18 protein-coding genes are annotated in these 22148 nt (G+C 52.1%); 7 read left to right on the forward strand and 11 right to left on the reverse strand.

The genetic code is table 11. The annotated features are described in order from the left end of the window. The first annotated feature begins 130 nt into the window (after positions 1-130). Together HVE01_RS04845 and HVE01_RS04850 are read left to right on the forward strand one after the other, a co-directional pair. Complete coding sequence (locus tag HVE01_RS04845) at positions 131-1840, forward strand: hypothetical protein (RefSeq protein ID WP_146942742.1); 1710 nt, start codon at positions 131-133, stop codon at positions 1838-1840. 346 nt (positions 1841-2186) lie between these two features. Beyond that, complete coding sequence (locus tag HVE01_RS04850) at positions 2187-3653, forward strand: DASS family sodium-coupled anion symporter (protein WP_146942744.1); 1467 nt, start codon at positions 2187-2189, stop codon at positions 3651-3653. A 231-nt stretch (positions 3654-3884) separates the two neighbouring features. Here HVE01_RS04850 and HVE01_RS04855 read toward each other — a convergent pair whose 3' ends face one another. From HVE01_RS04855 to HVE01_RS04905, 11 genes are all read right to left on the reverse strand, one after another. Then, positions 3885-4967: a DUF2955 domain-containing protein gene (locus tag HVE01_RS04855; RefSeq protein WP_146942746.1), complete on the reverse strand. Its 1083-nt coding sequence runs from the start codon at positions 4965-4967 to the stop codon at positions 3885-3887. Beyond that, positions 4957-6018 carry an HlyD family secretion protein gene (locus tag HVE01_RS04860; RefSeq protein ID WP_146942748.1) on the reverse strand — a complete coding sequence of 354 codons (1062 nt, stop codon included), beginning with the start codon at positions 6016-6018 and terminating at the stop codon, positions 4957-4959. The genes HVE01_RS04855 and HVE01_RS04860 overlap by 11 nt, the downstream gene beginning before the upstream one ends. Before the next feature lie 299 nt (positions 6019-6317). Continuing rightward, complete coding sequence (locus HVE01_RS04865; protein WP_125746163.1) at positions 6318-6827, reverse strand: porin family protein; 510 nt, start codon at positions 6825-6827, stop codon at positions 6318-6320. Positions 6828-6944: 117 nt separating this feature from the next. Beyond that, complete coding sequence (locus tag HVE01_RS04870; RefSeq protein WP_146942750.1) at positions 6945-7865, reverse strand: EamA family transporter; 921 nt, start codon at positions 7863-7865, stop codon at positions 6945-6947. A gap of 315 nt (positions 7866-8180) precedes the next feature. Then, a complete protein-coding gene (locus tag HVE01_RS04875) occupies positions 8181-9971 on the reverse strand; it encodes a DUF4153 domain-containing protein (protein WP_146942752.1) in 1791 nt (596 codons plus the stop codon). 221 nt (positions 9972-10192) lie between these two features. Beyond that, positions 10193-11116, reverse strand: coding sequence for a heme o synthase (cyoE, locus tag HVE01_RS04880; protein ID WP_125746157.1), 924 nt, complete (start codon positions 11114-11116; stop codon positions 10193-10195). Then, positions 11074-11403 carry a cytochrome o ubiquinol oxidase subunit IV gene (gene cyoD / locus HVE01_RS04885; protein WP_125746155.1) on the reverse strand — a complete coding sequence of 110 codons (330 nt, stop codon included), beginning with the start codon at positions 11401-11403 and terminating at the stop codon, positions 11074-11076. The genes cyoE and cyoD overlap by 43 nt, the downstream gene beginning before the upstream one ends. A gap of 1 nt (position 11404) precedes the next feature. Beyond that, positions 11405-12025: a cytochrome o ubiquinol oxidase subunit III gene (gene cyoC, locus HVE01_RS04890; protein ID WP_146942754.1), complete on the reverse strand. Its 621-nt coding sequence runs from the start codon at positions 12023-12025 to the stop codon at positions 11405-11407. Continuing rightward, complete coding sequence (gene cyoB / locus HVE01_RS04895) at positions 12025-14052, reverse strand: cytochrome o ubiquinol oxidase subunit I (RefSeq protein WP_125746151.1); 2028 nt, start codon at positions 14050-14052, stop codon at positions 12025-12027. The genes cyoC and cyoB overlap by 1 nt, the downstream gene beginning before the upstream one ends. A gap of 2 nt (positions 14053-14054) precedes the next feature. Then, positions 14055-15110 carry a ubiquinol oxidase subunit II gene (gene cyoA / locus HVE01_RS04900; protein WP_146942756.1) on the reverse strand — a complete coding sequence of 352 codons (1056 nt, stop codon included), beginning with the start codon at positions 15108-15110 and terminating at the stop codon, positions 14055-14057. Positions 15111-15384: 274 nt separating this feature from the next. Further along, positions 15385-16152 carry a DeoR/GlpR family DNA-binding transcription regulator gene (locus HVE01_RS04905; RefSeq protein ID WP_146942758.1) on the reverse strand — a complete coding sequence of 256 codons (768 nt, stop codon included), beginning with the start codon at positions 16150-16152 and terminating at the stop codon, positions 15385-15387. A gap of 260 nt (positions 16153-16412) precedes the next feature. Between HVE01_RS04905 and HVE01_RS04910 the strand changes: the two genes are divergently transcribed. From HVE01_RS04910 to HVE01_RS04930, 5 genes are all read left to right on the forward strand, one after another. After that, positions 16413-17255: an outer membrane protein OmpK gene (locus HVE01_RS04910; protein ID WP_146942760.1), complete on the forward strand. Its 843-nt coding sequence runs from the start codon at positions 16413-16415 to the stop codon at positions 17253-17255. Positions 17256-17288: 33 nt separating this feature from the next. Next, a complete protein-coding gene (locus HVE01_RS04915; RefSeq protein ID WP_125746144.1) occupies positions 17289-18572 on the forward strand; it encodes a NupC/NupG family nucleoside CNT transporter in 1284 nt (427 codons plus the stop codon). Between the two features lie 83 nt (positions 18573-18655). Further along, positions 18656-19474 (forward strand): deoxyribose-phosphate aldolase, encoded by an 819-nt coding sequence (deoC, locus tag HVE01_RS04920; RefSeq protein WP_125746142.1) that lies wholly within the window; start codon positions 18656-18658, stop codon positions 19472-19474. Further along, on the forward strand, positions 19475-20827 hold the full coding sequence (deoA, locus tag HVE01_RS04925; protein WP_146942763.1) for a thymidine phosphorylase: 1353 nt from the start codon (positions 19475-19477) through the stop codon (positions 20825-20827). Continuing rightward, the gene (locus tag HVE01_RS04930) at positions 20827-22071 is read left to right on the forward strand and encodes a phosphopentomutase (RefSeq protein ID WP_146942765.1); all 1245 of its coding nucleotides are present in this window, start codon (positions 20827-20829) and stop codon (positions 22069-22071) included. The genes deoA and HVE01_RS04930 overlap by 1 nt, the downstream gene beginning before the upstream one ends. The last annotated feature ends 77 nt before the right edge of the window (positions 22072-22148 follow it).

A 22148-nucleotide genomic window follows, 5' to 3' on the forward strand; every position in this document is an offset into this window, starting at 1 on the left:
GACCTCAAGGGCCATTTTCTTAACCAAGAAGAGGCTAGTTTAAATTAATTTGTGTATGATTATCATTCACAATGAGTATTATTTAAAATGCTCACTTTAAAGTCACCATTTTTCAAAGGACTGATGTTAAATGAGAACTAAATTATCCTTAGCTGTTTCTCTTGCCCTTCTCAGCGCAGGCGTACTGAGTGGCTGCAGCGATGATAATGCGCCAACAGCAACAGACACCCAGCAGGAAGCACCAAAAGCCCTCTCAACTTCCCTGCTGAAATATATCCCCGCCGACTCGCCCTATTTTGTGGCAACACGGGAATCAATGCCTGAACAAGATGCCTTTGCTCTTTACCAGCGCATGCAGCCAAAGGGCAACCTGGAAGCGGACTTGGATGAACTACGCGACACGCTACACGAGATAGATGATGAGGTATTGCATTCGCTGGTATCTCTGTTGATCGCGATGGGTGAAGAGTTTGTCGGGGTTGAAACACTCGATGATATCCATGCGCTGGGCTTTAAAATGAGTCCCCAGGTCGCTTTATACGGACTGGGCATCTTGCCCACTTTGCGTATAGAACTGCAGGATGAAGACGCTTTCCGCGAAACGCTGCAGCGTATTCTCACCAATGCAGAGATCACTCCGAGTACGGCTAGAACAGACGGGCATGAGTACTGGGTACTAACACAAGATGGTCCGATCAAAGCCATCATGGCCATTATCGATAAGCAACTGTTGATGTCTGTGGTGCCTGAAAATGTCAGCGATGAGTTGCTATCACAGGTGCTGGGTAACACCCTACCTGACAGCAACATTGGTGATACCGGCGCTCTAGAGGAAATTGAACAGCGCCATGGCTTCACACCCTATGGTGTCGGGGAAATCGACTCATCACGCTTGCTTAGTGAGCTGAGTACACCCACACACTTAGCGACTCAAGCGCTATTGGACGCGGCTGATGCAGAGCGCTTGGACCTCTCCGCCTGCCAAGCAGATATTGACCGCATCACCAATCGCTTCCCCGGTATTGTCATGGGTATGCGTGAGTATAACCTCGACCGTATGGAGATGAATCTCATCCTAGAAACCGATGAGGCTATTGTCAGCGACCTCCGTGCCATGACCGCCCAAGTTCCGGGCCTTGGTAGCACAGAGGGCATGGCTAGCTTCGGGCTAGGTCTGAATCTACCGGTGCTGATGCAAACTGTTCAGAAGTATGCCCAGGAAGTGCGTCAAAACCCGTTTAGCTGTGCTGAGCTACAGGAGTTAAACAGCAGCTGGAATGACCTCAACAAAGCGATCAATAATCCCATCGCCATGATGGTTGGCCCATCCTTGTCGGGCTTCAGAGCACGCCTTAACAACCTGACAATGAAACAGGGCGAGCCCGCCGGTACCGGTCTTTTGACCCTCGCTTCGCAAAACCCGCTTGCCCTGCTGTCTACAGCAAGCGCGTTCGTGCCTGATATAGGGACACTTGGACTCGAACCCGGCGGAGAAGCCAAAAGAATCGACAGCATGATGCTGCCACCGGACTCACCAAAGCTCTACGCGGCGATGTCTGAAAACGCCATTACCTTGGGCGTTGGCATTAGCGATTCCGAAACACTACAGGAAGAACTGCAAGCCCCTGTTTCCGAGCGTGACCTACTGGTTCATGGCCATCTGACAGGTGAGTTCTACGATTCGCTGGCCGATGTCATAGCGCAAATGCCTTCCGATGAAATGGCAGAGTTTGATGTTGATCTGCTCAGGCAATACAGCGATATCTACAAGAACATGGAGTACTGGTTCAGAGTGGATGACGCAGGTGTTGAAATGAGCTTCTCGCTGGAATTGAACTAAGCACTGGCTATCCCTTAAATCCGAAAAACTCGCTATTGGACGCAGCTAACATTGCGGGCGCTAGCGAGTTTTTCGTCGGCAACCACGCTAATAAAGGGGCCATTGGGCTTGTCGTCAATTTCAATGTGCCCAGGCTCAACAAAAATAGCCGCTTTCATCATGGTAGGCATGATTGAAGTGAGTGATACCCCATCACTATTGAGCCCACTGGATGATGGAACGGCAATTGACGTGGAACAATGAGAGATACATTAGATATCTATAGACTTAAATAGCATTTAGCGCGCTATCTTACTTATACCAAGTGTACCGCTGGCTGCTGTTTTTTAATCTATAGGTATCCATTATGCCGACACTACCTTTCAACCCCTGGTCGACCGCAATTGCTGTGGCCACCACTTTATTGATTTGGCTGGTAATTCCTTTGCCAGAAGGGCTGACGCCAAACGCTTGGCTTATGCTGGCAATATTTGTCGGTACCATTGTCGCGATCATCGGCAAAGCCATGCCTATTGGGGCGATCTCTGTGATTGCGATTTCTATTGTCGCGGCCAGTGGCGTTACCGGCGATACGCCAGGCAAGGCCATCACTGTCGCCTTAAGCAGTTATGCCAACCCACTTATCTGGTTAATTGCCATTGCGATTATGATTTCGCGCGGGTTGATTAAAACTGGCCTGGGTGCGCGTATTGGTTACTACTTCATCTCGATTTTTGGCAAGCGTACGTTGGGGATCGGCTATGGCCTCGCCTTTTCCGAACTTTCAATTGCACCGGTCACACCCAGTAATACCGCACGGGGTGGCGGTATTATCCACCCCATTATGCGCTCTATCGCTCACAGCTTTGACTCGCATCCTGAAGACAACACGTCGGGTAAAATCGGTAAATATCTAGCGCTGGTGAATTACCACAGCAACCCCATCACCTCGGCTATGTTCATTACCGCCACCGCTCCTAACCCATTAACCGTTCAACTTATCTCGTCCGCCACCGGAGCGGAAATACAGCTGAGCTGGTTAACCTGGGCGGTCGCCATGCTGCTGCCGGGCTTGGTCGCCATCCTGGCGATGCCGTACATTCTGTACTTGCTTTACCCACCGGAAATTAAAGAAACCCCAAATGCCACTCAATTGGCGAGAGATAAACTTGCCGAACTAGGAAAACTAAGCCGTAACGAAGGCATTATGCTGTTCGTTTTCTTAGTGCTGCTTTTGCTTTGGGCGGATATCCCAGCGATATTCCTGGGGGATGCAGCCACGCTTAACACCACAACGTCTGCGTTTATTGGCCTATCGCTACTACTGCTAACAGGGGTTTTAACCTGGGAAGATGTGCTGAAAGAAAAAAATGCCTGGGATACGCTGCTGTGGTTTGGTGCTCTTATTATGATGGCTAGCCAGCTTAACGAAACAGGCCTAATTAGTTGGTTTTCAGCGAATATGCAGAGCTGGATTACCACGATGGGGATTGGTTGGGCGGGAGCCTCTGCACTCTTGGTACTCACCTTTCTTTATACCCATTACTTTTTTGCCAGCACGACTGCACACATCACCGCGATGATGGCAGCATTTCTCACCGTTGGCTTAAGCCTCGGCGCCCCACCTATGCCTTTTGTGCTGATTATGGCGGCCACATCTTCGATTATGATGACCTTAACCCATTACGCCACAGGCACCTCACCCGTCATCTTTGGCTCAGGCTACCTGACGCTGGGAGAGTGGTGGAAAGCAGGTTTCATTATGAGCGTGGTGAACCTGCTCATTTGGGTAGTCGTTGGTGGTTTATGGTGGAAGCTGCTTGGCCACTACTGAGTTACCGCCTAAAAGCCAACAGAGGTTATTGACCTCTGTTGGCATTGAACTGCCCTGGCTAGACGCTATTTCTTAGCTTTCTATTTGGCCTTACTTTTCACTTTACCTTCTTTGCCGCTTGCCATGACGAGCACCTCTAATCCGTTAGTAGGGATGATGCCGCTCACTAAGTGAATACTTACTCCGAATGGCGACACCTTCCTTAGCGTAGCCTTGGTAAGAAAAGTTACCTCAATTACTTTTAGGCAGGCGCGTTGGCTGCCAACTATTTAGCAAACAGTGTAAACACGCCATGACCAACAAGGTGCCCACGAGCGCAACGCACATTGAAGAAAACCGATAAAGCGCACTATAAACAAGGTCTTGCTGCGGGCCTAACGATTGCCCAAAGAGAATACCCAACGTTGTCAGGCCTCCAAAGCCAATGCCTGAGCCGCCACCTTCCAAGATATGCTCTCTAGCAAACAGCATTAATCCAAGCCAATAGAACAAAATCACCAGTAAAAAATGATGGCTTTGGGTGTAAAGCAATAACTGCATTGCCAACGCCAGATTACAGCCCAGTAACGTGCCGATTGCCCGTTTACCTGCCGACACTCGCGCGCCGGAATAACCTAAAGCAAATAGGATCAGAATGGTGGCCATTTGCGCTGACAGCGAATCACGGAGGTCAAACACTTGGAACACCACAAACGAGAGCGTAGCCGTAATGCCGCCCATCAATGTTTCATGGCGAATTTGGGCTGCAGGCTTTACACCACGCGGTGGTAGCTGGCGGGGTTCAACGTCGGGAAATAGCGTATGCATCAACATGGCGATAAATACCGCCAGCAGGCTGGCCATAATATTGCTCGCCAACAGATCACTTAAATCAACACCTGGGTAGCTAGCAAAGTGCAGCAATATGCTTAGCGTCAGTACGCCATTCGCGCCAAACAGAAAAAACGGGCCTTTTGCCATTAGGTTGAAGCGCAGCAAAAACAGACCTAGTACAACCAGCGTCATTACTAACGGCATATGCTTTAGCAGCCCCACCACCATGCTAACTTCCAAAGCATTCAAACTAACGTTGGCCAAAAACTGGCGAATGATATTGCCATTTAAAAGGGGCACCATGCCTAACAAGAACATCGGGAAGACAGTGAAAAACACCCCATAATTCCAGCCCATTAGTTGGCTGATAATAAACCCCAGTGAACCGCCGCCCGCGACCCGTAAGCACTGGCGCAGGCCGTTTTGAGAGAGCGCTGGCTTATTAACAGCCACTGCTGGTGTCTTATTAATAACCGTTTTAATAGCCGCTTTAGTAAACATAGTGCAGCCAACTAATCAGCTGCGCCTGCAGCCATGCAAACGGCTTAGCCATTTCATGCTCGCCCGGCACTAGCTGCACCGTTGCCCGCGCACCACTTGGGGGTAGTTCAGTCAACGGCGTATCTAACGCCACATGAATACGCGTGCGCTGCGCATCTCGCACCCAGCGATCTGAAGCAGGAATATCCACAAGTTGGCCATCCACCGCCTGTTGACCTACGCGGGTGCCTGCATCAAAGGCACTGACATGCCCTTCAAAAATTTGTCCCGGCAAGCCATCGAAGACCACTTTTGCTTCATCGCCAAGCGCCACATGGCGCAGGCTCTTTTCACGAAAATCAGCCACAACCTCTAGCGTGTTCGCGACCAGCGCCACCGCAGGCTGTCCCGCCTGCACATAATGGCCAGGCTGTAGCTGAAGGTTAGTGACCACACCGGACTCAGGCGCTTTTACTACCGTATGGGCTAAATCCAGCTCGGCTCTCTCCAGGGCATTATTCGCTTGGCGAAGGCGTAAGTTATCGTCGCCCTCTTCTCCCAACTGTACTTCTAAGCTGTCAATCTGCGCCTGGGCAGATGCCACAGCCGCCTGCGCGGTATGTTCAGCCGCGACCTGCTGTTCGTACTGCTGGCGGGAAATCCCCTGACGCCCAAGCAGCGCTTCAGCACGGCGGCGCTCACCGCTGCGCTCATCGAAAGTAGCCTGTGCCGAGGCAAGTGATGCCCTAGCAGCTGCTAGTTCTGCATTTAAGCGGGCGTTTTCTTGCTCCGCTTGCTCCCGGTTTAACTGGGCTTGGGAGCGGGCGATTTGAAAGGGAGATGGGTCTAAGCGAAACAGCACATCCCCTTGGGTTACCGTCTGATGGTCACTCACCACCACGTCCTTCACAGGGCCGCTTAGCTCAGGAGCAATGCTGGTGACGGGGCGCATTGCCCGCGCCTCAGGCGTCATGGGCATAAAGCTGTCGGCCACTAAGAAGTAAACGAACAGCAATAGGAATACGGTCAGGGCTATTTTCACCCATCGGGTAAATTGTTGATCAGGGGACATTGGAATTTCTCATTGACGAGCATCAAAGCGACTAGGTCACCGCTTGGAGATATTATTAGGTGGAATACTTTAGTCTAACAAACAATTAGCAAGCTAACAATATTTTCATTATGAATGAGCGCTCAATCAAGCCACTCCAATAACGTACCCTGGAGACATCGACTTATATACGAACCAGCCCCCTTCCATTCTCTAGTTCGTTAGAAAGCCCCTTTGCCGAGCACAAAAAAGCCCTATCGCTTGGCTTAGCAATAGGGCCTTGTTTCTTCGGTAGGTTAATCAAGTATTAGGCAATTGCCTTAAAACCGGTACTTTAGGCCTACACTGGCAGCATCAAAATCATAGGCAGATTTATCTAGGTAGCGCATGTAGTCAGCGCCTACCGATACATTGGAACTGATATCCATTTCTGCACCGGCACCGTAGGAGAAACCGGTTTCACGGTCGTTATTAATATCAACCTCTGTGAAGCCCGCTAAGCCATACAAACGCACTTCCGGAGCAATGGGTACGATACCTTTCGCATAAGCACCCGCAACGTGATTTAGCTCGGCACCACCATCTGAACCACCTGTCCCCAAATGGCCTTCTAAGGCGAAATAGTCATTGAACTGTGCCCCACCGCGGAGACGCAAACCAACGTCATCGCGTGAAGAACCTCTTTCTGGATTCAGGCTCCAGAACATGGCATCGCCGCCCACATATCCTTGTGGGTACTGGAAGGATTGTTGCGCTTGAGCCGATGCCGCGAACGTACCCGCACCAACTAAAAGAGCGGCAGAGGTGAGTGATAATACGGTCATCTTCATAAGTTAAACCTCAGTTAAAAAACAGTGTTTCCTTACACTTTTTAATTTTGGCTTATACTTTAGGAGAACGCAATCTGCCAGCTCAACTTGCACACAGTTTCCTTTTTCCCCTCCTGCTTACCTACCTTTGGAAAGACTGAGCACAACAATGCCACCAACCACCACAGCCCCGCCAACCAACTGGCTAGGGGTTAACATCTGACCTAGCACAATATAGCCAAGCAGTAACGATGCTACTGGCTCGAAGTTCATAACTGGTGCATTGCGCGCCATGTCCAGGCGTGGCACAAAAATAAACAATAGGGAAAAAGCACTGCCGTATAGCAAGGCTAACAAAGCTAGTCCTGTCCAGCCTGCGCTGTTATCTGGCAAGCTCATTCCCCCAGGAACTGCACCCAGTAACCCACCAACGATCATGGCAATAAACACCGTTTGCATGGTCAGAAGGCTACGTAAGGTGCTGCCAACCCCTGCCAAGCGATGCTCAGTAACCCAAAGCGCGCAAGCAAACGCGAAAGCGGCACTTAACCCAAATCCTATACCAACCAACCACTCAGACCCCATGGCATTGGCATCTCCAAACCAGCTCGGTATATCGAGCACCACGAGCAGCCCAATCAAAATAGTGCCCATAATCAGGCAACTACGTAGCGAAGGCCGAGGACCGCCTAACGCCCAACTTAACAGCGCTAATTGAATAGGAAAGGTATTAACCAGTAACAACGCAATGACCACCGGCAAACGTGCAACCGCTGAATAAAGGCTAACACTTTGAATAGCAATCAGAAGCCCTACTGCCAGCTGCCATGGCCATGTACCAGGCGGTAGCCACAGCCGCTTTTTTTGAACCACGACCAGCGTCAGTAAAATCAAACACGCTACGCCTGAGCGCATCAATACCGCAAGAAGTAATCCAGCACCATTATCAAACGCTAGCCGCGCGGAAACGTGGTTGGCTGCAAACATAGTAGCCACCGACATCATCAGAAAAATGGCTAGGTGGCGAGGCAGTAGCGTTGGTAATGAGGTAGAAGGCATAGCAACAAAGCGGCTCACGATAAGTAGATTAAAAGTAGGATGACGACATTCTATGACGAAGGCTAACGAAATACCGCGCCAACATCATTGCAGTGCAGCATATTATACCAAGGTCTAAGCCTCTTTTACGCTAACTACTTTACAAAGGTTGTCATAAACACACCGATGCTGGTCATTAACCGTGGCTCTTCTATCAACGATGCATTGATTTATGGTGCCCCTCAGGGACCGGGAACCATGATGCCGAAACGGGAGGAAGTTAATAACCTATTTCCCAAGCTACCCAGGTCGGCGCTATCCCCCCTTCACACCAAGCTAGTTCTCAGCGGTTGATAATTGCTGCCTGACAAACTCAAGAGAGGGCCGTAAAAAGTGTAAACAGGAGCCGGTTCGATAGATATTCAAAGATTCAGGTATACGCTGTAATTTGCTATACGAGTAGCTATGTAGACACTCTTCGGCATGATGTTTCTGCTCGCTACCCAACGACACTAAATCACCTACCCAATGCCAGGCCTGATTGCGCTCGGCGTAGGCCTTCGCTTGAAAGGTGTATTGGTCGTAAATCAGCCACTGGATACTCGGGTCATCGTCAATACGAACCGCTATGCAAGGGTCCGGCTGGTTCAAGCACATCAAATCCTGTTTAGCCAGCAGCACCAGTAAAGACTCGGGCATCGTAGCCGTCTCAGGCCTTATACGAAACTGTTGGGCTAGCTCACCCAGGTCGTCAGTATCCATCAGAGACCCGGTGTTACCGGATTGAGCTTGCTTTATGTGAAACTCGACACGACGTTTCAGCTCAGGATGCGTCTGGGCAAACTCGCTCTCGGCCAGCTCTTGCAGAGCTAGCTTGCCGGGCCGCCCAAGTCGATAGAGCACATAGTCGAAATCAAAATCTTCCACTGCTGTGTGCCCATCCAATAATCGCTTTACCTGATGCTGGGCAGACCAGTGGCTCATGTCAGCCAGTGGCGTATTAACCAGTATCAGCACACTGGCCACCAGAAGGGCCAGCCACCTATTGACGCGGTGAATACCGGGTAACGCTGCTTTTCGGCGCCAAAGTATTATCACGCTGTAACTGAAGGTAAAAGTCGCCACCAATGCTTGCAGCAGCCCAGCCCATAACCGGTCCAAACTGAGCCCATACTGGTCGATACGTAGCCATAGTGCCCAAGCCGCCAATAGGCTGCCAATTGGCAGGAGTACGACCGCCACCAAAACCGTATTGCGTAGCCAACCAGGGTAAGGAGGATTGCTATGGGTTTGATGGAATACAGCGTTAAAGAACAGTAGCAAGGTTAACATCAGCGCCATAAGGATTTGCGCTGCCTTGCCTGTATCCCATATGGGTTCTAACCCTGTCCACATCAGCACGGCGAAGAATAGCAGGATGACCAGGGCAACTAACGGCAAAAGTGTCTTGATAAGCGCTTCACACATCAGCCTTACGCTGGCAAGAAAGCGGAACCGGTTGCGAATCATCACCACGGCGATACCGAGCATCAACCAGGTAACCGGATAGACAAACACCGGTTTATAGAAAACCCGTTCAAAAAAGTCTATGCCGATGGCAGCAAAAAGCGCTCCCCATAGCCCCAAAATTACCCAAAAAACCCCTATAAACAGACTGACCTGGGCAATTGTCAGGGCGAATTCCCATGAGTAATTCAGCAATGGTTGATAGGCTTTTGGCCATGTGCCACTGGAAGCACTGCTTCGAAAGAACAGAGCAAGGATGAGCATAGCCACCCCCACAGTCATACTAAAGGAAGCCATAAGGGGTGATGTATTCCGGTAAGGCGCTTCCGGCACAGAGGTTGCCCAACCAAGGTGCCACCCCATCCAAAACAGCAGAGGCGTCAACAACAGCGGTATTAAATTGATACGATCCCGCAGTCGCACCATGCTAATCAGGTAAAAGGCAGGTACCACGATAGTGATGGAATAAAGTGCGCTTAGCCAGCGTTGATCAGTGGCCAGCCAATGTGTATGTTCAACAGCCAGATGCAACGCGTAGAGTGCAACCCCCTGAAACAGGGCAATAAGAATCAACCCAATGCTGGTGCTACGATCCAAGGCGCTTAAACGGTTATCATCCATGACAATTCTCTGAGGGGCAGGTGGCGAACGTGATACCACGTCATTAGTCGGCTCAGAATACCAATAATCGCAGGTAGACGTTATTCATGGGTGGCCAATATCAATTAACAGTTGCACCACGTCTTAAGTCATTACTGACCGTGACTCCACATAGAAAAATAGCCCCAGGCACTGCCTGGGGCTATTTTATTTAGCGAATTAACGTGTGTAAGAATTACCTGTCAGGCCCACATAGGCACCATGGCTTCCAACACCATCACTAAGCTCATTGCGGTAATCGTCAGAATCGATACACCGAACACCTTTTTGGCCCAGCGCACGTCATCACCCAGTCGAAAACCACACAACGCTAGGTACAGCCAGTACCCGCCCATTGCTAATGCAACGCACAGATACCCAGTGCCCGCTTTACTCGCCAGCACCAACGCAAGCGATGCGGGAATAAACGCGACGATGTAGCCCAGAATGTGGTGTTTTGCCCGTTTGATACCATGCACCACCGGCAGCACTGGAATTGATGCCCGGCGATAATCCGCATAGCGAAAAATCGCAATCGCATACGAGTGCGGCATCTGCCAAAGGCAGAAGATGACCAGCAGCATGAAAGCACCGCTATCAAACTGCCCCGTCACCGCACAATATCCAACAACCGGCGGCATTGCTCCCGAAAGACTGCCCACCAACGTGCCGTATTCAGAGTGCCGCTTCATATAAAGGCTGTACAGCCCAACATAAACGCCCCAGCCGATCACCGCCAATGCCACGGTTAAGCCGTTGGTACCCAGCGCCAAACACACCACGCCCGCTACCCCAAGCAGCGCCGAAACGCCTAATGCCTGAGTAATAGAGATACGTCCTTTGGCCAGAGGGCGATGGCGCGTACGCGCCATCAAAGCATCAATATCACGGTCAATAACGTTATTACAGGCGCAGCCAGACGCAATGACCAGTGCAATACCCAACATGACCGTACTAAACGTGACCCAATCAAAAGTACCGTGGGCGGCTAAAAAATAACCGCCTAAGGTCGCAATGAGATTGCCGCCAATAATGCCTGGTTTCGTTAGCGCGAGCAGGTCACGCCAACGGCTAGGCACTATCGTTAACCGATCATCATGTTGAGATGCAGATGCTGCATGATCCATAAAGAGCCCCCTACCACCAAGACAAGTATCGTCAGCGTGAAAACGAAAGACATCACGTTCCACCCTTCGTCGGCTTTGGTGTTCATATGCATAAACATGACCAGCTGAACCAAAATCTGCAGCACGGCTGTTACTGCGATAACGACCACCGTCGTGACGGTGCTTAGTGCACCGCTCATCACGACCGCGAATGGAATCACGGTTAGCACTAAAGATAGCAGAAGCCCAGTCACATACGATTTAACGCTGCCATGGGAAGAAGTTGAATTAGATGAAGAATGGCTCATCTCACAGCACTCCCATTAAATAAACGAACGAGAAAACACAGATCCAGACGATATCCAGAAAGTGCCAGAATAGGCTCAGGCAGAGAATTCTGGGACGAGTCATCGGTGTTAGCCCCTTGGTAGAAAGCTGCACCAGCATGACGAGAATCCATACCAAGCCAACGGTCACGTGCAGCCCATGAGTACCCACCAGGGTGAAGAATGACGAGAGAAACGCACTCTGATCAGGCCCATGCCCTTGATGAATCAAGTGCTGAAACTCGTAGACTTCCATGCCAACAAACGCTGCGCCCAGCAGGAAGGTTATCGCTAACCACGCCTTTACCTGACTAATGCGCTCAGCATTCATGGCCAACACGCCCATGCCGAAAGTAAAGCTACTAAACAGCAGTAAGAAGGTCTCGACGAGCACGAAAGGTAGCTCGAAAATATCTGCCGCCGTCGGGCCGCCCGCTGTGCCCTTCATAAGCACGGCGTAGGTAGCAAACAGTGACCCGAAGATCACTAGATCGCTCATTAGATAGACCCAAAAGCCGAACACTTTAGTGCCACTGGCATCATGGTGCTCATGGTGTTCATGGGGCTCAGACGTTGCGCCATGGTGTAGAGTATTGGTAGCCATTACGCTCGCGCCTCCGCATAGTTTGTCTGCTTACTATCAGTTGAGTCACTGGCGGTCGGGGTGGTTTTGCGCTGCTGGTGTTCACGCTCAATCCGCGCCACTTCTGCGGCAGGCACGTAGTAGTCGATATCATCGTTGAAAACACGCGCTAAGAAGCTGATGACTACGCCAAGCGCACCCACCGCGGCTAGCCACCAGATATGCCATACCAGTGCAAAACCAAGCACCAGAGCAAACAAGCTGATAATCGGCCCTGCCACGGTATTACGAGGCATGTGGATATCGCTATAAGGTGCTTCGTCCAACTGCTCGTTGCTACGCTGTTTTTGCGACCAGAAACTGTCGATATCGCCAACTTCAGGCAAACGGGCAAAGTTATAGAACGGTGCTGGTGATGACGTTGACCACTCCAATGTACGGCCATCCCATGGGTCGCCAGTCACATCGGCGTTCAGCTTGCGATCACGAATACTCACCCAGAACTGAATAATGGTGCAGGCAATGCCCATCATGATGATGACGGCACCTACCCAGGCCAGGATCATCCACGACTGCCATTCAGGGTTGGCGTAGGATTGCATACGGCGCACCGCACCAAAGAAACTCAACACATAGAGCGGCATAAAGGCGACATAGAAGCCGATAAACCAGCACCAAAATGAACGCTTGCCCCACTTCTCGCTAAGCGTGAAACCGAATGCTTTAGGGAACCAATACGTTAAGCCCGCCATCATGCCAAACACTACGCCACCAATAATCACGTTGTGGAAGTGGGCAATTACGAACAGGCTGTTATGCAGTACAAAGTTGGCAGCAGGTAGCGCCAACATCACGCCGGTCATACCGCCTAAGGTGAAGGTAATAATAAAGCCTAACGTCCATAGCACCGGCGAAGTCAGTTCCAGGCTGCCGCGGAAGATAGTGAACAGCCAGTTGAATACTTTCACCCCGGTAGGAATGGCAATAATCATCGTCATAATACCGAAGAAGGCATTGACGTTAGCGCCAGCCCCCATGGTGAAGAAGTGGTGCAACCAGACGATAAACGACAGCAGCGTGATCGCCACTGTGGCCCATACCATGGTGGTGTAACCAAACAAACGCTTACGCGCGAAAGTCGCGATCACTTCAGAGAACACGCCAAAGGCTGGCAGGATCAGGATATACACTTCCGGATGGCCCCAGGCCCAGATGAGGTTGACGTACATCATCATGTTGCCGCCAAAATCATTGGTGAAGAAGTGCATGCCGAAGTAGCGGTCTAGGGTTAACAGCGCGATCGTCGCGGTAAGAATCGGGAAAGAGGCAATAATCAGGACGTTGGCACAAAGCGATGTCCAGGTAAAAATAGGCATGCGGAACATGGTCATGCCTTTAGTACGCATTTTCAGGATCGTAACAAAGAAATTAATCCCGGTGAGCGTCGTCCCTATGCCGGATATTTGTAACGCCCATATCCAGTAATCGACCCCCACACCAGGGCTAAACTCTATCCCCGAAAGTGGCGCATAAGCGAGCCAGCCAGTTTTGGCGAATTCTCCTACTACTAGGGAAATATTAACTAGAATCGCGGACACCGCGAACAGCCAAAAGCTCAGGTTATTCAAGAAAGGGAAAGCAACGTCGCGTGCGCCAATTTGCAGCGGCACCACCAGATTCATCAGGCCGATGACCATGGGCATCGCAACGAAAAAGATCATAATCACGCCATGGGCGGTAAAGATCTGGTCATAGTGTTCAGGGGGGAGATAACCCGCGGCCCCACCAGCAGCCATCGCTAACTGGGTACGCATCATAATGGCATCGGCAAAGCCGCGTAGCAGCATCACCAAGGCAACCACAAAATACATAATACCGAGCTTTTTGTGGTCAACGGAGGTAAACCACTCGCTCCACAGCCAGCCCCACTTTCGGTAATAAGTTAATGCGCCGATAAGCGCAGCACCGCCAATCGCCATCATGGCGGCAACGATCATAATGATCGGTTCGTGATACGGAATCGACTCTAACGTCAGTTTTCCAAACATGCTTAACCCCCCGCTTCAACGCTTGTGGGATGGCCGCTCATCGCGTGATCCTCACTCGCATGCTGATTGGTAACGTGGCCAAACGCGGCCTGATGATGGGTAGCGCCCGCGCTTTCTAGCTCGCCAGACTCGCCGTGGCTATCGTCAGCATCACTGGCGGCTTCGATGTGGCTAGCATGATCGCCATGACCACCGTGCCCACTGCCACCGGTATGAAAGCTGGTCAGAATCGACGTATACAGCGCCGGAGATATCTCAGAGAAGTACTCAACCGGGTGGTATTCACTCGGTTTGGCTAAATCGCTATAACGGTCGGGATACGTCAGGGTTTCATTGGAAGCCCGCACGTTTTCAACCCACGCCTCAAACTCTTCAGGGGTGGTAACGTGAGCATCGAAGGTCATTCCTGAGAAGCCAGCGCCGCTATAATTAGTGGAACGGCCCGGATAAACACCGACGTCGTCTGCAATGAGATGGACATCGTTATCCATACCCGCCATGGCATAAATTTGGCTGCCTAAGCGCGGAATAAAGAACGCATTCATCACCGAGCCAGAGCTGACTCGAAAACGCACCGGCGTATCCACAGGAAAGGCAAGCTCGTTGACACTGGCAATGCCTTGTTCGGGGTAGATGAACAGCCATTTCCAGTCCAGCGCTACCACTTGAATTTCCATTGCGGCGGTATCGCTTTCGATGGGCTTATGGGGATCCAAACTATGGGAGGTTTTCCAGGTAAGAAACGCTAAGACGGCGATGATTAGACAGGGCACTGTCCATACCGCGACTTCAATCGCATTCGAGTGCGCCCAGTCGGGTAGGTATTTAGCAACATTGCGATTGCTGCGCCGATAACGCCAACCAAACAGCAGCGTCATCACTATCACCGGAATAACTACAATTAGCATCAGCCCAAATGAGGTCAGTATTAGCGAACGTTGCTCAACGCCAATCTGCCCTTTGGGATCCAACAATGCAGAACTGCAGCCCGTTAACAACAGGCACAACATGACGAGCACGAATGTGCCTCGCCTGCGCCAGAGGGTATGTCGTTGCATGGTGTGATCTCGTCAGAGAGTTGTCCAAAATAGCGCGCTAATTTGACCAGCTGAATAGCTAGCTAAATAGCACGCTAACTAACACCCCATACTTTTCCCAGAACAGTGAGTACGTATGCGTTGCTCCGGGAAAAATATGCGCTACCGAAGGGATTGATAGCGAGTCATAGCCAGTACACGCCACGCGCGCATCAACTACGACTAAAGTATTTTCTATTGATCTGGATCAATCAGAAAGAGACGCTTTGCCGCACCCCGAATGCTCAATAGTGTGTTATGCGACCGTCACACTGGGTGATGCATGAGGAAGACAATCTTGTACTTTCGGCGCACTGTCATCGTCGGTCACGACAATATCGAAATCGGATAACGCGGCAAAATAGGCTGGGCGCACTAAGCCAAATTTACTGGCATCAACAATCAACAGGCGCTGCATAGCCGTTGCAATGGCAGCCTGCTTGGGCGCTACTTCATGAAAATGGAAACAACTAACCCCACGTTCGCAGTCCACTCCTGCGGCAGAGATCAGTGCTTTATTAATGCCTAAACGCTCAATCGCAGCACGCATACCGTCACTGCCAAACGATTGTGATGAGGCATAAAACAGCCCCCCTAGCAGCACTAACCGCACATTAGGCAGCGCGGCCACTGAGTTAGCCACGTTAAGGGCATATGTCACCACGGTAAGTTCGCGGAAATAGCTTAACTGACTTAGCAAAGGGATTAGCGTTGAACCGCAATCAATAAACAGTGTATCGCCGTCTTCAATAAAGCTGACAACTCGCTGACAGAGCCGATACTTAATCTGATAATGGCTCGCCTGTTGCTCAGTCAAGTCATATACCGGTGTTACACCCGGGTAGTTTGCCATGACCAACCGACCACCCAGCAAGCTAATCGCCGAAGGCTGCGTAGTAACGTCCCGACGGATCGTCATTTCAGAAACACCGCACAGCTCAGCAGCATCGCGCAGATGCAACGTTCCCCCGCTAGCAAGCGCTTCTTGCAACTTGGCCAAACGCTGAGCGCTTCGGTCATTCATAGCAAACCTCTCCTTTAATCCCAAGTTCAGGCGTTATTTGTTATCAGCGGTTAGTGGGTATCCAGGGTCTATGCTGAGCCAGCCCTCACTATATTTCCACTGTCAGACGCTGCTCTGCGACTATTTGAAAGCTATATCACATATACAGAGCGTTGATGGGGCAGTACTTGCAAATCAACGTTAAAAAAATAACACTAAATGTTATAATTTTAACATCAACATCAGCCCACACGACTCATAACAACCCTGTTGAGGCTTCCATGACTGCTCGAACACCTTCTCGCTCTGCTTTCGCCACGCTTGGCACTGGCGTTTTACTGGTTAGCTCCGCACTGGCAACACCAGCGTTAGCCAACGACACCCCCGCGTCACCAACCACTCCCCTTTGGTCGTTTGCCAACGTTTCGGTGAACTACTTAGATTGGTCTAACGGCACTGAAGCGCGCACCGCTAGTAACGCAGCAAAAAGCGACTTCACGTTTGTCGAAATCGAAGGCGGCGTAGGTTACAGCTGGGGCGAATTCTACGGCTTCTTCGATTTCGAGAACCCAACCAACGACCAGTTTGATGAATCAAGCGGTGGTAAAGACAACTTTCGTACCGCTGGAAAAGTCACCTCACACATTTATTTAGGCGATAGCCCGCTATCGATCTACGCGCACCTGTACGACTTCCGCGATTATGGTTTCAACGCTCGCGAGCAGGATCAAATTCTTGGTCTCGGCTACCGCACGACGTTCGACAATGGCTTATGGTTTAAACCGTTTATTGGCGCAGCACGTGTGCAGAGCGACGGCTACACTGGTATGAACGGCTTTATGGCAGGCTGGGTAGCAGGTTATGACTTCTCAGCGCTCAACCAGAATTTCAGCGTCACCAACTGGCATGAACAAACCTTTGGCCGTGACGACGAGTATTTAGAACAAAACTACGTGGGCGATAAAGCAGATAGCGTAGGTACCAACGGCGCACTTAGCTTGTGGTGGCACCCTTCTGAGCTAATTACCACTGGCGTGCAGTATCGCTACTCAGACAATAAGCTGGGCACCCCGAACGCTTACCAAAATGCAATGATTTACTCAGTAAAATTAAACTTACTGTAATCGCTCCACTTCACACGCTCGGAAGGTACCCACATGACTCTCATCATGAGCTTGGTAGGCATGGTTACGCTGGTAACCATCGCACTTATCTTCTCTTACGACCGTAAATCAATTCGGCTGCGCACCGTGCTTGGCGCGTTTGCCATCCAGGCGGGTATTGGTGCATTTGTCCTTTATGTGCCCTTTGGCCAAGCAGTCCTGCAAGCCATTTCATCCGGCGTTAGCCAAGTATTGGTCTACGCTAATGACGGTATTGGTTTTCTGTTTGGCGGCTTAGCCAATGTCGATAACGTCGGCTTTGTGTTCGCCATTAAAGTACTGCCAGTCATTATCTTTTTCTCGTCACTCATTGCAGTGCTTTATTACATAGGCATTATGCAGTGGGTCATTCGGATTTTAGGCGGCGCGCTGCAAAAAGCGCTCGGCACTTCACGCACCGAATCGCTTTCTGCCACGGCAAATATCTTTGTTGGCCAAACCGAAGCGCCGCTGGTGGTACGTCCGTTTATCGCCCGCATGACCCCATCTCAACTATTTGCAGTGATGTGCGGTGGCCTGGCATCGGTGGCTGGTTCGGTACTGGCGGGTTACGCCGCATTGGGTATTCCCATGGAATACTTGGTCGCCGCTTCGTTTATGGCGGCACCTGGCGGCCTACTGTTCGCCAAATTAATCATGCCTGAAACTCAAGACGCGACCGATAGCGACAGCGTTTCTAGAGTAGAAGAAGAGCTTAAAGAGCAGGAAGACAAACCCGCCAACGTATTGGATGCCGCCGCAGCGGGTGCTACCTCAGGTATGAAACTTGCCGCCAATGTCGGTGCCATGCTGCTCGCGTTTATTGCGCTGATTGCCCTGATTAACGGGATTCTAGGCGGCGTTGGCGGTTGGTTTGGCTTTGAGTCACTCAGCCTTGAACTGATTCTCGGCTGGCTGTTTGCGCCGCTTGCCTTCTTACTTGGCGTCCCTTGGGAAGAAGCCACCCTAGCGGGTTCGTTTATCGGTCAAAAACTGGTGGTGAATGAGTTTGTCGCCTTTATCAACTTGGCTCCCTACATTGATGGGGAACAGGTGGTCGCTGCCACGGGTCAAATGATGACTCCGCACACCATGGCGATTCTTTCCTTTGCGTTATGTGGTTTTGCCAACCTGTCATCGATTGCCATTTTGCTGGGCGGCTTAGGCAGCATTGCCCCTACACGCCGTAAAGAAATTGCCCGTTTTGGCGTGAAGGCCGTATTGGCCGGTACACTCTCTAACCTAATGTCGGCCTCAATTGCAGGCTTCTTTATTGCGTTGAGTAGCGCCACGGCTTAACGCAGCGAGCACGACACTATGCAACGGGCGCTGCCATTTTCACGCAGGGCCCGTTTTGTCTTTTATTAATTTGCGAGAATTCCATGACTGCGACTGCCTCCTCTCAGCACACTCAAGCCCAACTTACCCAAGCTGCCCGTCAAGCACTCACCCTCATGGACCTAACGAGCCTGAACGATAGCGACACCGATAGCACGATTGAGGCGCTCTGCCAGCAAGTTAAAACCCCCTTTGGCAACCCAGCAGCAGTATGTGTTTATCCGCAATTTGTAGTTACCGCGCAGCGTGCGCTCACCGCTCACAAGCTCAATGACCACGTTAAAATTGCCACGGTTACCAACTTCCCAGATGGTGGTGACGACATCATGGGTGCCGCCCGTGAAACCCGCGACGCCGTTGCTTCCGGTGCCGATGAAGTCGATGTGGTCTTCCCCTACCGCGCGTTGATGGCAGGCGATGAAGCAATCGGCCTAGAGCTGGTCGAAATGTGTAAAGCCGCCTGCGCCGGTCAAGCACGCTTAAAAGTCATCATTGAATCGGGCGAACTCAAAGACCCCGCGCTTATCAAACGTGCCAGTGAACTGGCTATTGAAGGCGGCGCTGACTTTATTAAAACATCGACGGGTAAAGTGGCAACAAATGCCACTCTGGAAGCCGCAGAGATCATGCTCAACGCGATTAAAGCCAGCGGTCAAGATGTCGGGTTTAAAGCCGCCGGTGGTGTACGCACCACCGAAGAGGCCGCCGAGTATCTAGCACTTGCTACGAACATCATGGGCGCACAGTGGGTAACGCCTGAGCACTTCCGGTTTGGTGCCTCCAGCCTGCTGGGTAATTTATTGAACACGTTAAACGGCGCCCCACAAACCGCACCGCTCGCCACTACTAACGGAGGCTACTAAATGTCATCTACCGCTTCTCATCACGCTCTCCTGCCCCAGGAACTGATTCGCCTGAAGCGCGATAATCAGCCGCTACCCGCAGAAGAGATCAAAGCCTTCGTACAAGGCATTGCCGATGATCGCATCAGCGACGCCCAGATTGGCGCCTTCACCATGGCGGTGTTCTTAAACGGCATGAGCCGTGAAGAAGTCGTCGCTCTGACCACGGCGACCCGCGACTCTGGCCATGTCATGCAGTGGGACTCCCTCAACCTGCCTGGCCCGATTGTCGATAAACACTCTACCGGCGGCGTTGGTGATTTAGTGTCGTTGGTGCTCGGCCCCTGGGTCGCCGCTTGCGGCGCGTTTGTGCCGATGATTTCCGGCCGAGGTCTTGGCCACACCGGCGGCACGCTGGACAAGCTGGAGTCGATCCCAGGGTACGATCCCTACCCCGCGCCGGAACGCTTTAGCAGTGTGGTGAAATCCACCGGTGTAGCGATTATCGGCCAAACCGGTAACCTTGCCCCCGCCGATAAGCGCATTTACGGCGTGCGTGATGTGACCGCCACCGTGGAGTCCATTCCGCTAATTACCGCCTCTATTCTGGGTAAGAAGCTGGCTTCTGGTTTAGATGCCTTAGTGATGGACGTTAAGGTTGGCAGCGGCGCCTTTATGCCCACGCCGGAAAAGTCCCGCGAGCTAGCCAAAAGCATCGCCAACGTGGCAACCCAAGCCGGAACCCCAACCACTGCTCTGCTCACCGATATGAGCCAGCCGTTGGCGCCTTGCGCGGGTAATGCGGTCGAAATCGTTGAGACCCTGGCCCTGCTGCGCGGCGAACGTGCCAACAGCCGCGTGATGCAGGTCACCCGCGAACTGGCGGTGGAAATGCTAATCGCCGGCAAACTGGCCAACAACCGTGAAGAAGCCCTAACTAAGCTGGAAAAAGCGCTCACCTCGGGGGCAGCAGCCGAAGTCTTCGCCCGGATGGTGCGCGAGCTGGGTGGGCCCGCCGACTTTATGGAACGCTCGGATAGCTACTTGGCCACCGCACCGGTCATTCAGCCGGTGTACCCCGATCAGAGTGGCATCGTACAGCGCATCGACACCCGCGCCGTCGGTATGAGCGTGGTCGAGCTAGGTGGTGGCCGCCTGCGCAACGACGCTAGCGTCGATCACAGCGTCGGCTTTAGCGATATTGTCGAAATTGGCGACCGCGTCGATAGCCAGCGCCCGTTAGCCATCGTTCACGCCCGCAGTGAAGAGGCGGCCAAGCGCGCTGCTGCTCAGTTGCGTGCCGCCATGACCCTTAGCGAAGAGCCTGCTGCAGCGGACACACTGCTGCAAGACACCTTCCGAGGAGAAGCCTAATGCGTCGTGCGATTGTATTAGTCCTTGATTCGTTTGGGATCGGTAGCGCCCCCGATGCTGATAAATTCGGCGACCAGGGTGCTGATACCCTGGGCCACATCGCGGCTGCCTGCGCTCGCGGTGACGCCGATACCACTGAGCGCTCAGGTCCCCTGAAACTGCCTAATATGGCGTCACTAGGCCTGTTCCACGCCCACCGCGATGCAACGGGTAAGGTCGCCGAAGGCGTTAGCCTGCCAGCTCAATTGAAAGGTGCATACGCCCACGCCAAAGAGATCTCCAGCGGCAAGGACACCCCTTCCGGCCACTGGGAAATCGCTGGCGTACCGGTACGCTTTGACTGGGGTTATTTTGTTGATAAGACCGACAGCTTCCCCGCCGAGCTGTTGGAAAAAATCGTTCAACAAGCTGACCTGCCCGGCGTAATCGGTAACTGCCACGCGTCTGGCACCGAGATCATCGCCCGCCTGGGCGAAGAGCACGTCCAAAGTGGCAAGCCAATTGTGTATACCTCGGCAGATTCCGTGTTTCAGATCGCCGCCCACGAGGAGCACTTTGGCCTAGAGCGTCTCTACGCCCTATGCGAAACCGTGCGCGAGCTTCTCGAGCCCTACAACATTGGCCGTGTGATTGCCCGCCCGTTTAACGGCGATGACAGCGCCAGTTTTGCCCGCACCGGCAACCGCCGCGACTACAGCGTTGAGCCGCCCAGCCCCACCGTATTGCAGAAACTGGCCGATGCCGGTGGCGAAGTGGTCTCGATTGGCAAGATCGCGGATATTTACGCGCATTGCGGCATTACCCATAAGGTCAAAGCCAGCGGCCACGACGCCCTGATGGAAGCCACGCTCGCCGAAGTAGCCCGCACCGCGAAAGAAACCAGCGACCGCCCAACCATGATCATGACCAACTTTGTTGATTTTGATTCGGTTTACGGCCACCGCCGTGACGTGCCGGGCTACGCCGCCGCGCTTGAGCATTTCGATGCCCGCCTACCGGAGCTGCTTGCCGCACTCAACGATGATGACCTGTTGCTGCTCACCGCCGACCACGGTTGCGACCCCAGCTGGGAAGGCACTGAACACACCCGCGAATATGTGCCGGTGATGGTGCATGGCGCAGGGTTTGCCCCTGGCCCGCTAGGTGAGCGCGGCACCTTTGCCGATATCGGCCAGACATTAGCCGCCTTCTTCGCCGTTGAAGCGATGGAAGACGGCAAGAGCTTTTTACCTAAAGCGGCTTAAAGGCCGATGACAAATCATTAGCACACTATTGTGCAAGGCCAGTATCAACCCGTAGCGGGGGTCTTTCGCCAAGGATG

Origin of the sequence: Vreelandella venusta, assembly GCF_007989605.1 — a bacterium.
Taxonomy (GTDB): Bacteria; Pseudomonadota; Gammaproteobacteria; order Pseudomonadales; family Halomonadaceae; genus Vreelandella; species Vreelandella venusta.

Excerpts from the sequence above, each read along its gene's own strand:
- cyoE (WP_125746157.1), bottom strand. The coding sequence starts at position 11,116 with ATGGATCATGCAGCATCTGCATCTCAACATGATGATCGGTTAACGATA.
- cyoB (WP_125746151.1), bottom strand. The coding sequence starts at position 14,052 with ATGTTTGGAAAACTGACGTTAGAGTCGATTCCGTATCACGAACCGATC.
- HVE01_RS04855 (WP_146942746.1), bottom strand. The coding sequence starts at position 4,967 with ATGTTTACTAAAGCGGCTATTAAAACGGTTATTAATAAGACACCAGCA.
- HVE01_RS04865 (WP_125746163.1), bottom strand. The coding sequence starts at position 6,827 with ATGAAGATGACCGTATTATCACTCACCTCTGCCGCTCTTTTAGTTGGT.
- HVE01_RS04910 (WP_146942760.1), top strand. The coding sequence starts at position 16,413 with ATGACTGCTCGAACACCTTCTCGCTCTGCTTTCGCCACGCTTGGCACT.
- HVE01_RS04915 (WP_125746144.1), top strand. The coding sequence starts at position 17,289 with ATGACTCTCATCATGAGCTTGGTAGGCATGGTTACGCTGGTAACCATC.
- HVE01_RS04845 (WP_146942742.1), top strand. The coding sequence starts at position 131 with ATGAGAACTAAATTATCCTTAGCTGTTTCTCTTGCCCTTCTCAGCGCA.
- HVE01_RS04870 (WP_146942750.1), bottom strand. The coding sequence starts at position 7,865 with ATGCCTTCTACCTCATTACCAACGCTACTGCCTCGCCACCTAGCCATT.
- HVE01_RS04860 (WP_146942748.1), bottom strand. The coding sequence starts at position 6,018 with ATGTCCCCTGATCAACAATTTACCCGATGGGTGAAAATAGCCCTGACC.
- HVE01_RS04850 (WP_146942744.1), top strand. The coding sequence starts at position 2,187 with ATGCCGACACTACCTTTCAACCCCTGGTCGACCGCAATTGCTGTGGCC.
- HVE01_RS04930 (WP_146942765.1), top strand. The coding sequence starts at position 20,827 with ATGCGTCGTGCGATTGTATTAGTCCTTGATTCGTTTGGGATCGGTAGC.
- deoA (WP_146942763.1), top strand. The coding sequence starts at position 19,475 with ATGTCATCTACCGCTTCTCATCACGCTCTCCTGCCCCAGGAACTGATT.
- deoC (WP_125746142.1), top strand. The coding sequence starts at position 18,656 with ATGACTGCGACTGCCTCCTCTCAGCACACTCAAGCCCAACTTACCCAA.
- cyoA (WP_146942756.1), bottom strand. The coding sequence starts at position 15,110 with ATGCAACGACATACCCTCTGGCGCAGGCGAGGCACATTCGTGCTCGTC.
- cyoD (WP_125746155.1), bottom strand. The coding sequence starts at position 11,403 with ATGAGCCATTCTTCATCTAATTCAACTTCTTCCCATGGCAGCGTTAAA.
- HVE01_RS04875 (WP_146942752.1), bottom strand. The coding sequence starts at position 9,971 with ATGGATGATAACCGTTTAAGCGCCTTGGATCGTAGCACCAGCATTGGG.
- HVE01_RS04905 (WP_146942758.1), bottom strand. The coding sequence starts at position 16,152 with ATGAATGACCGAAGCGCTCAGCGTTTGGCCAAGTTGCAAGAAGCGCTT.
- cyoC (WP_146942754.1), bottom strand. The coding sequence starts at position 12,025 with ATGGCTACCAATACTCTACACCATGGCGCAACGTCTGAGCCCCATGAA.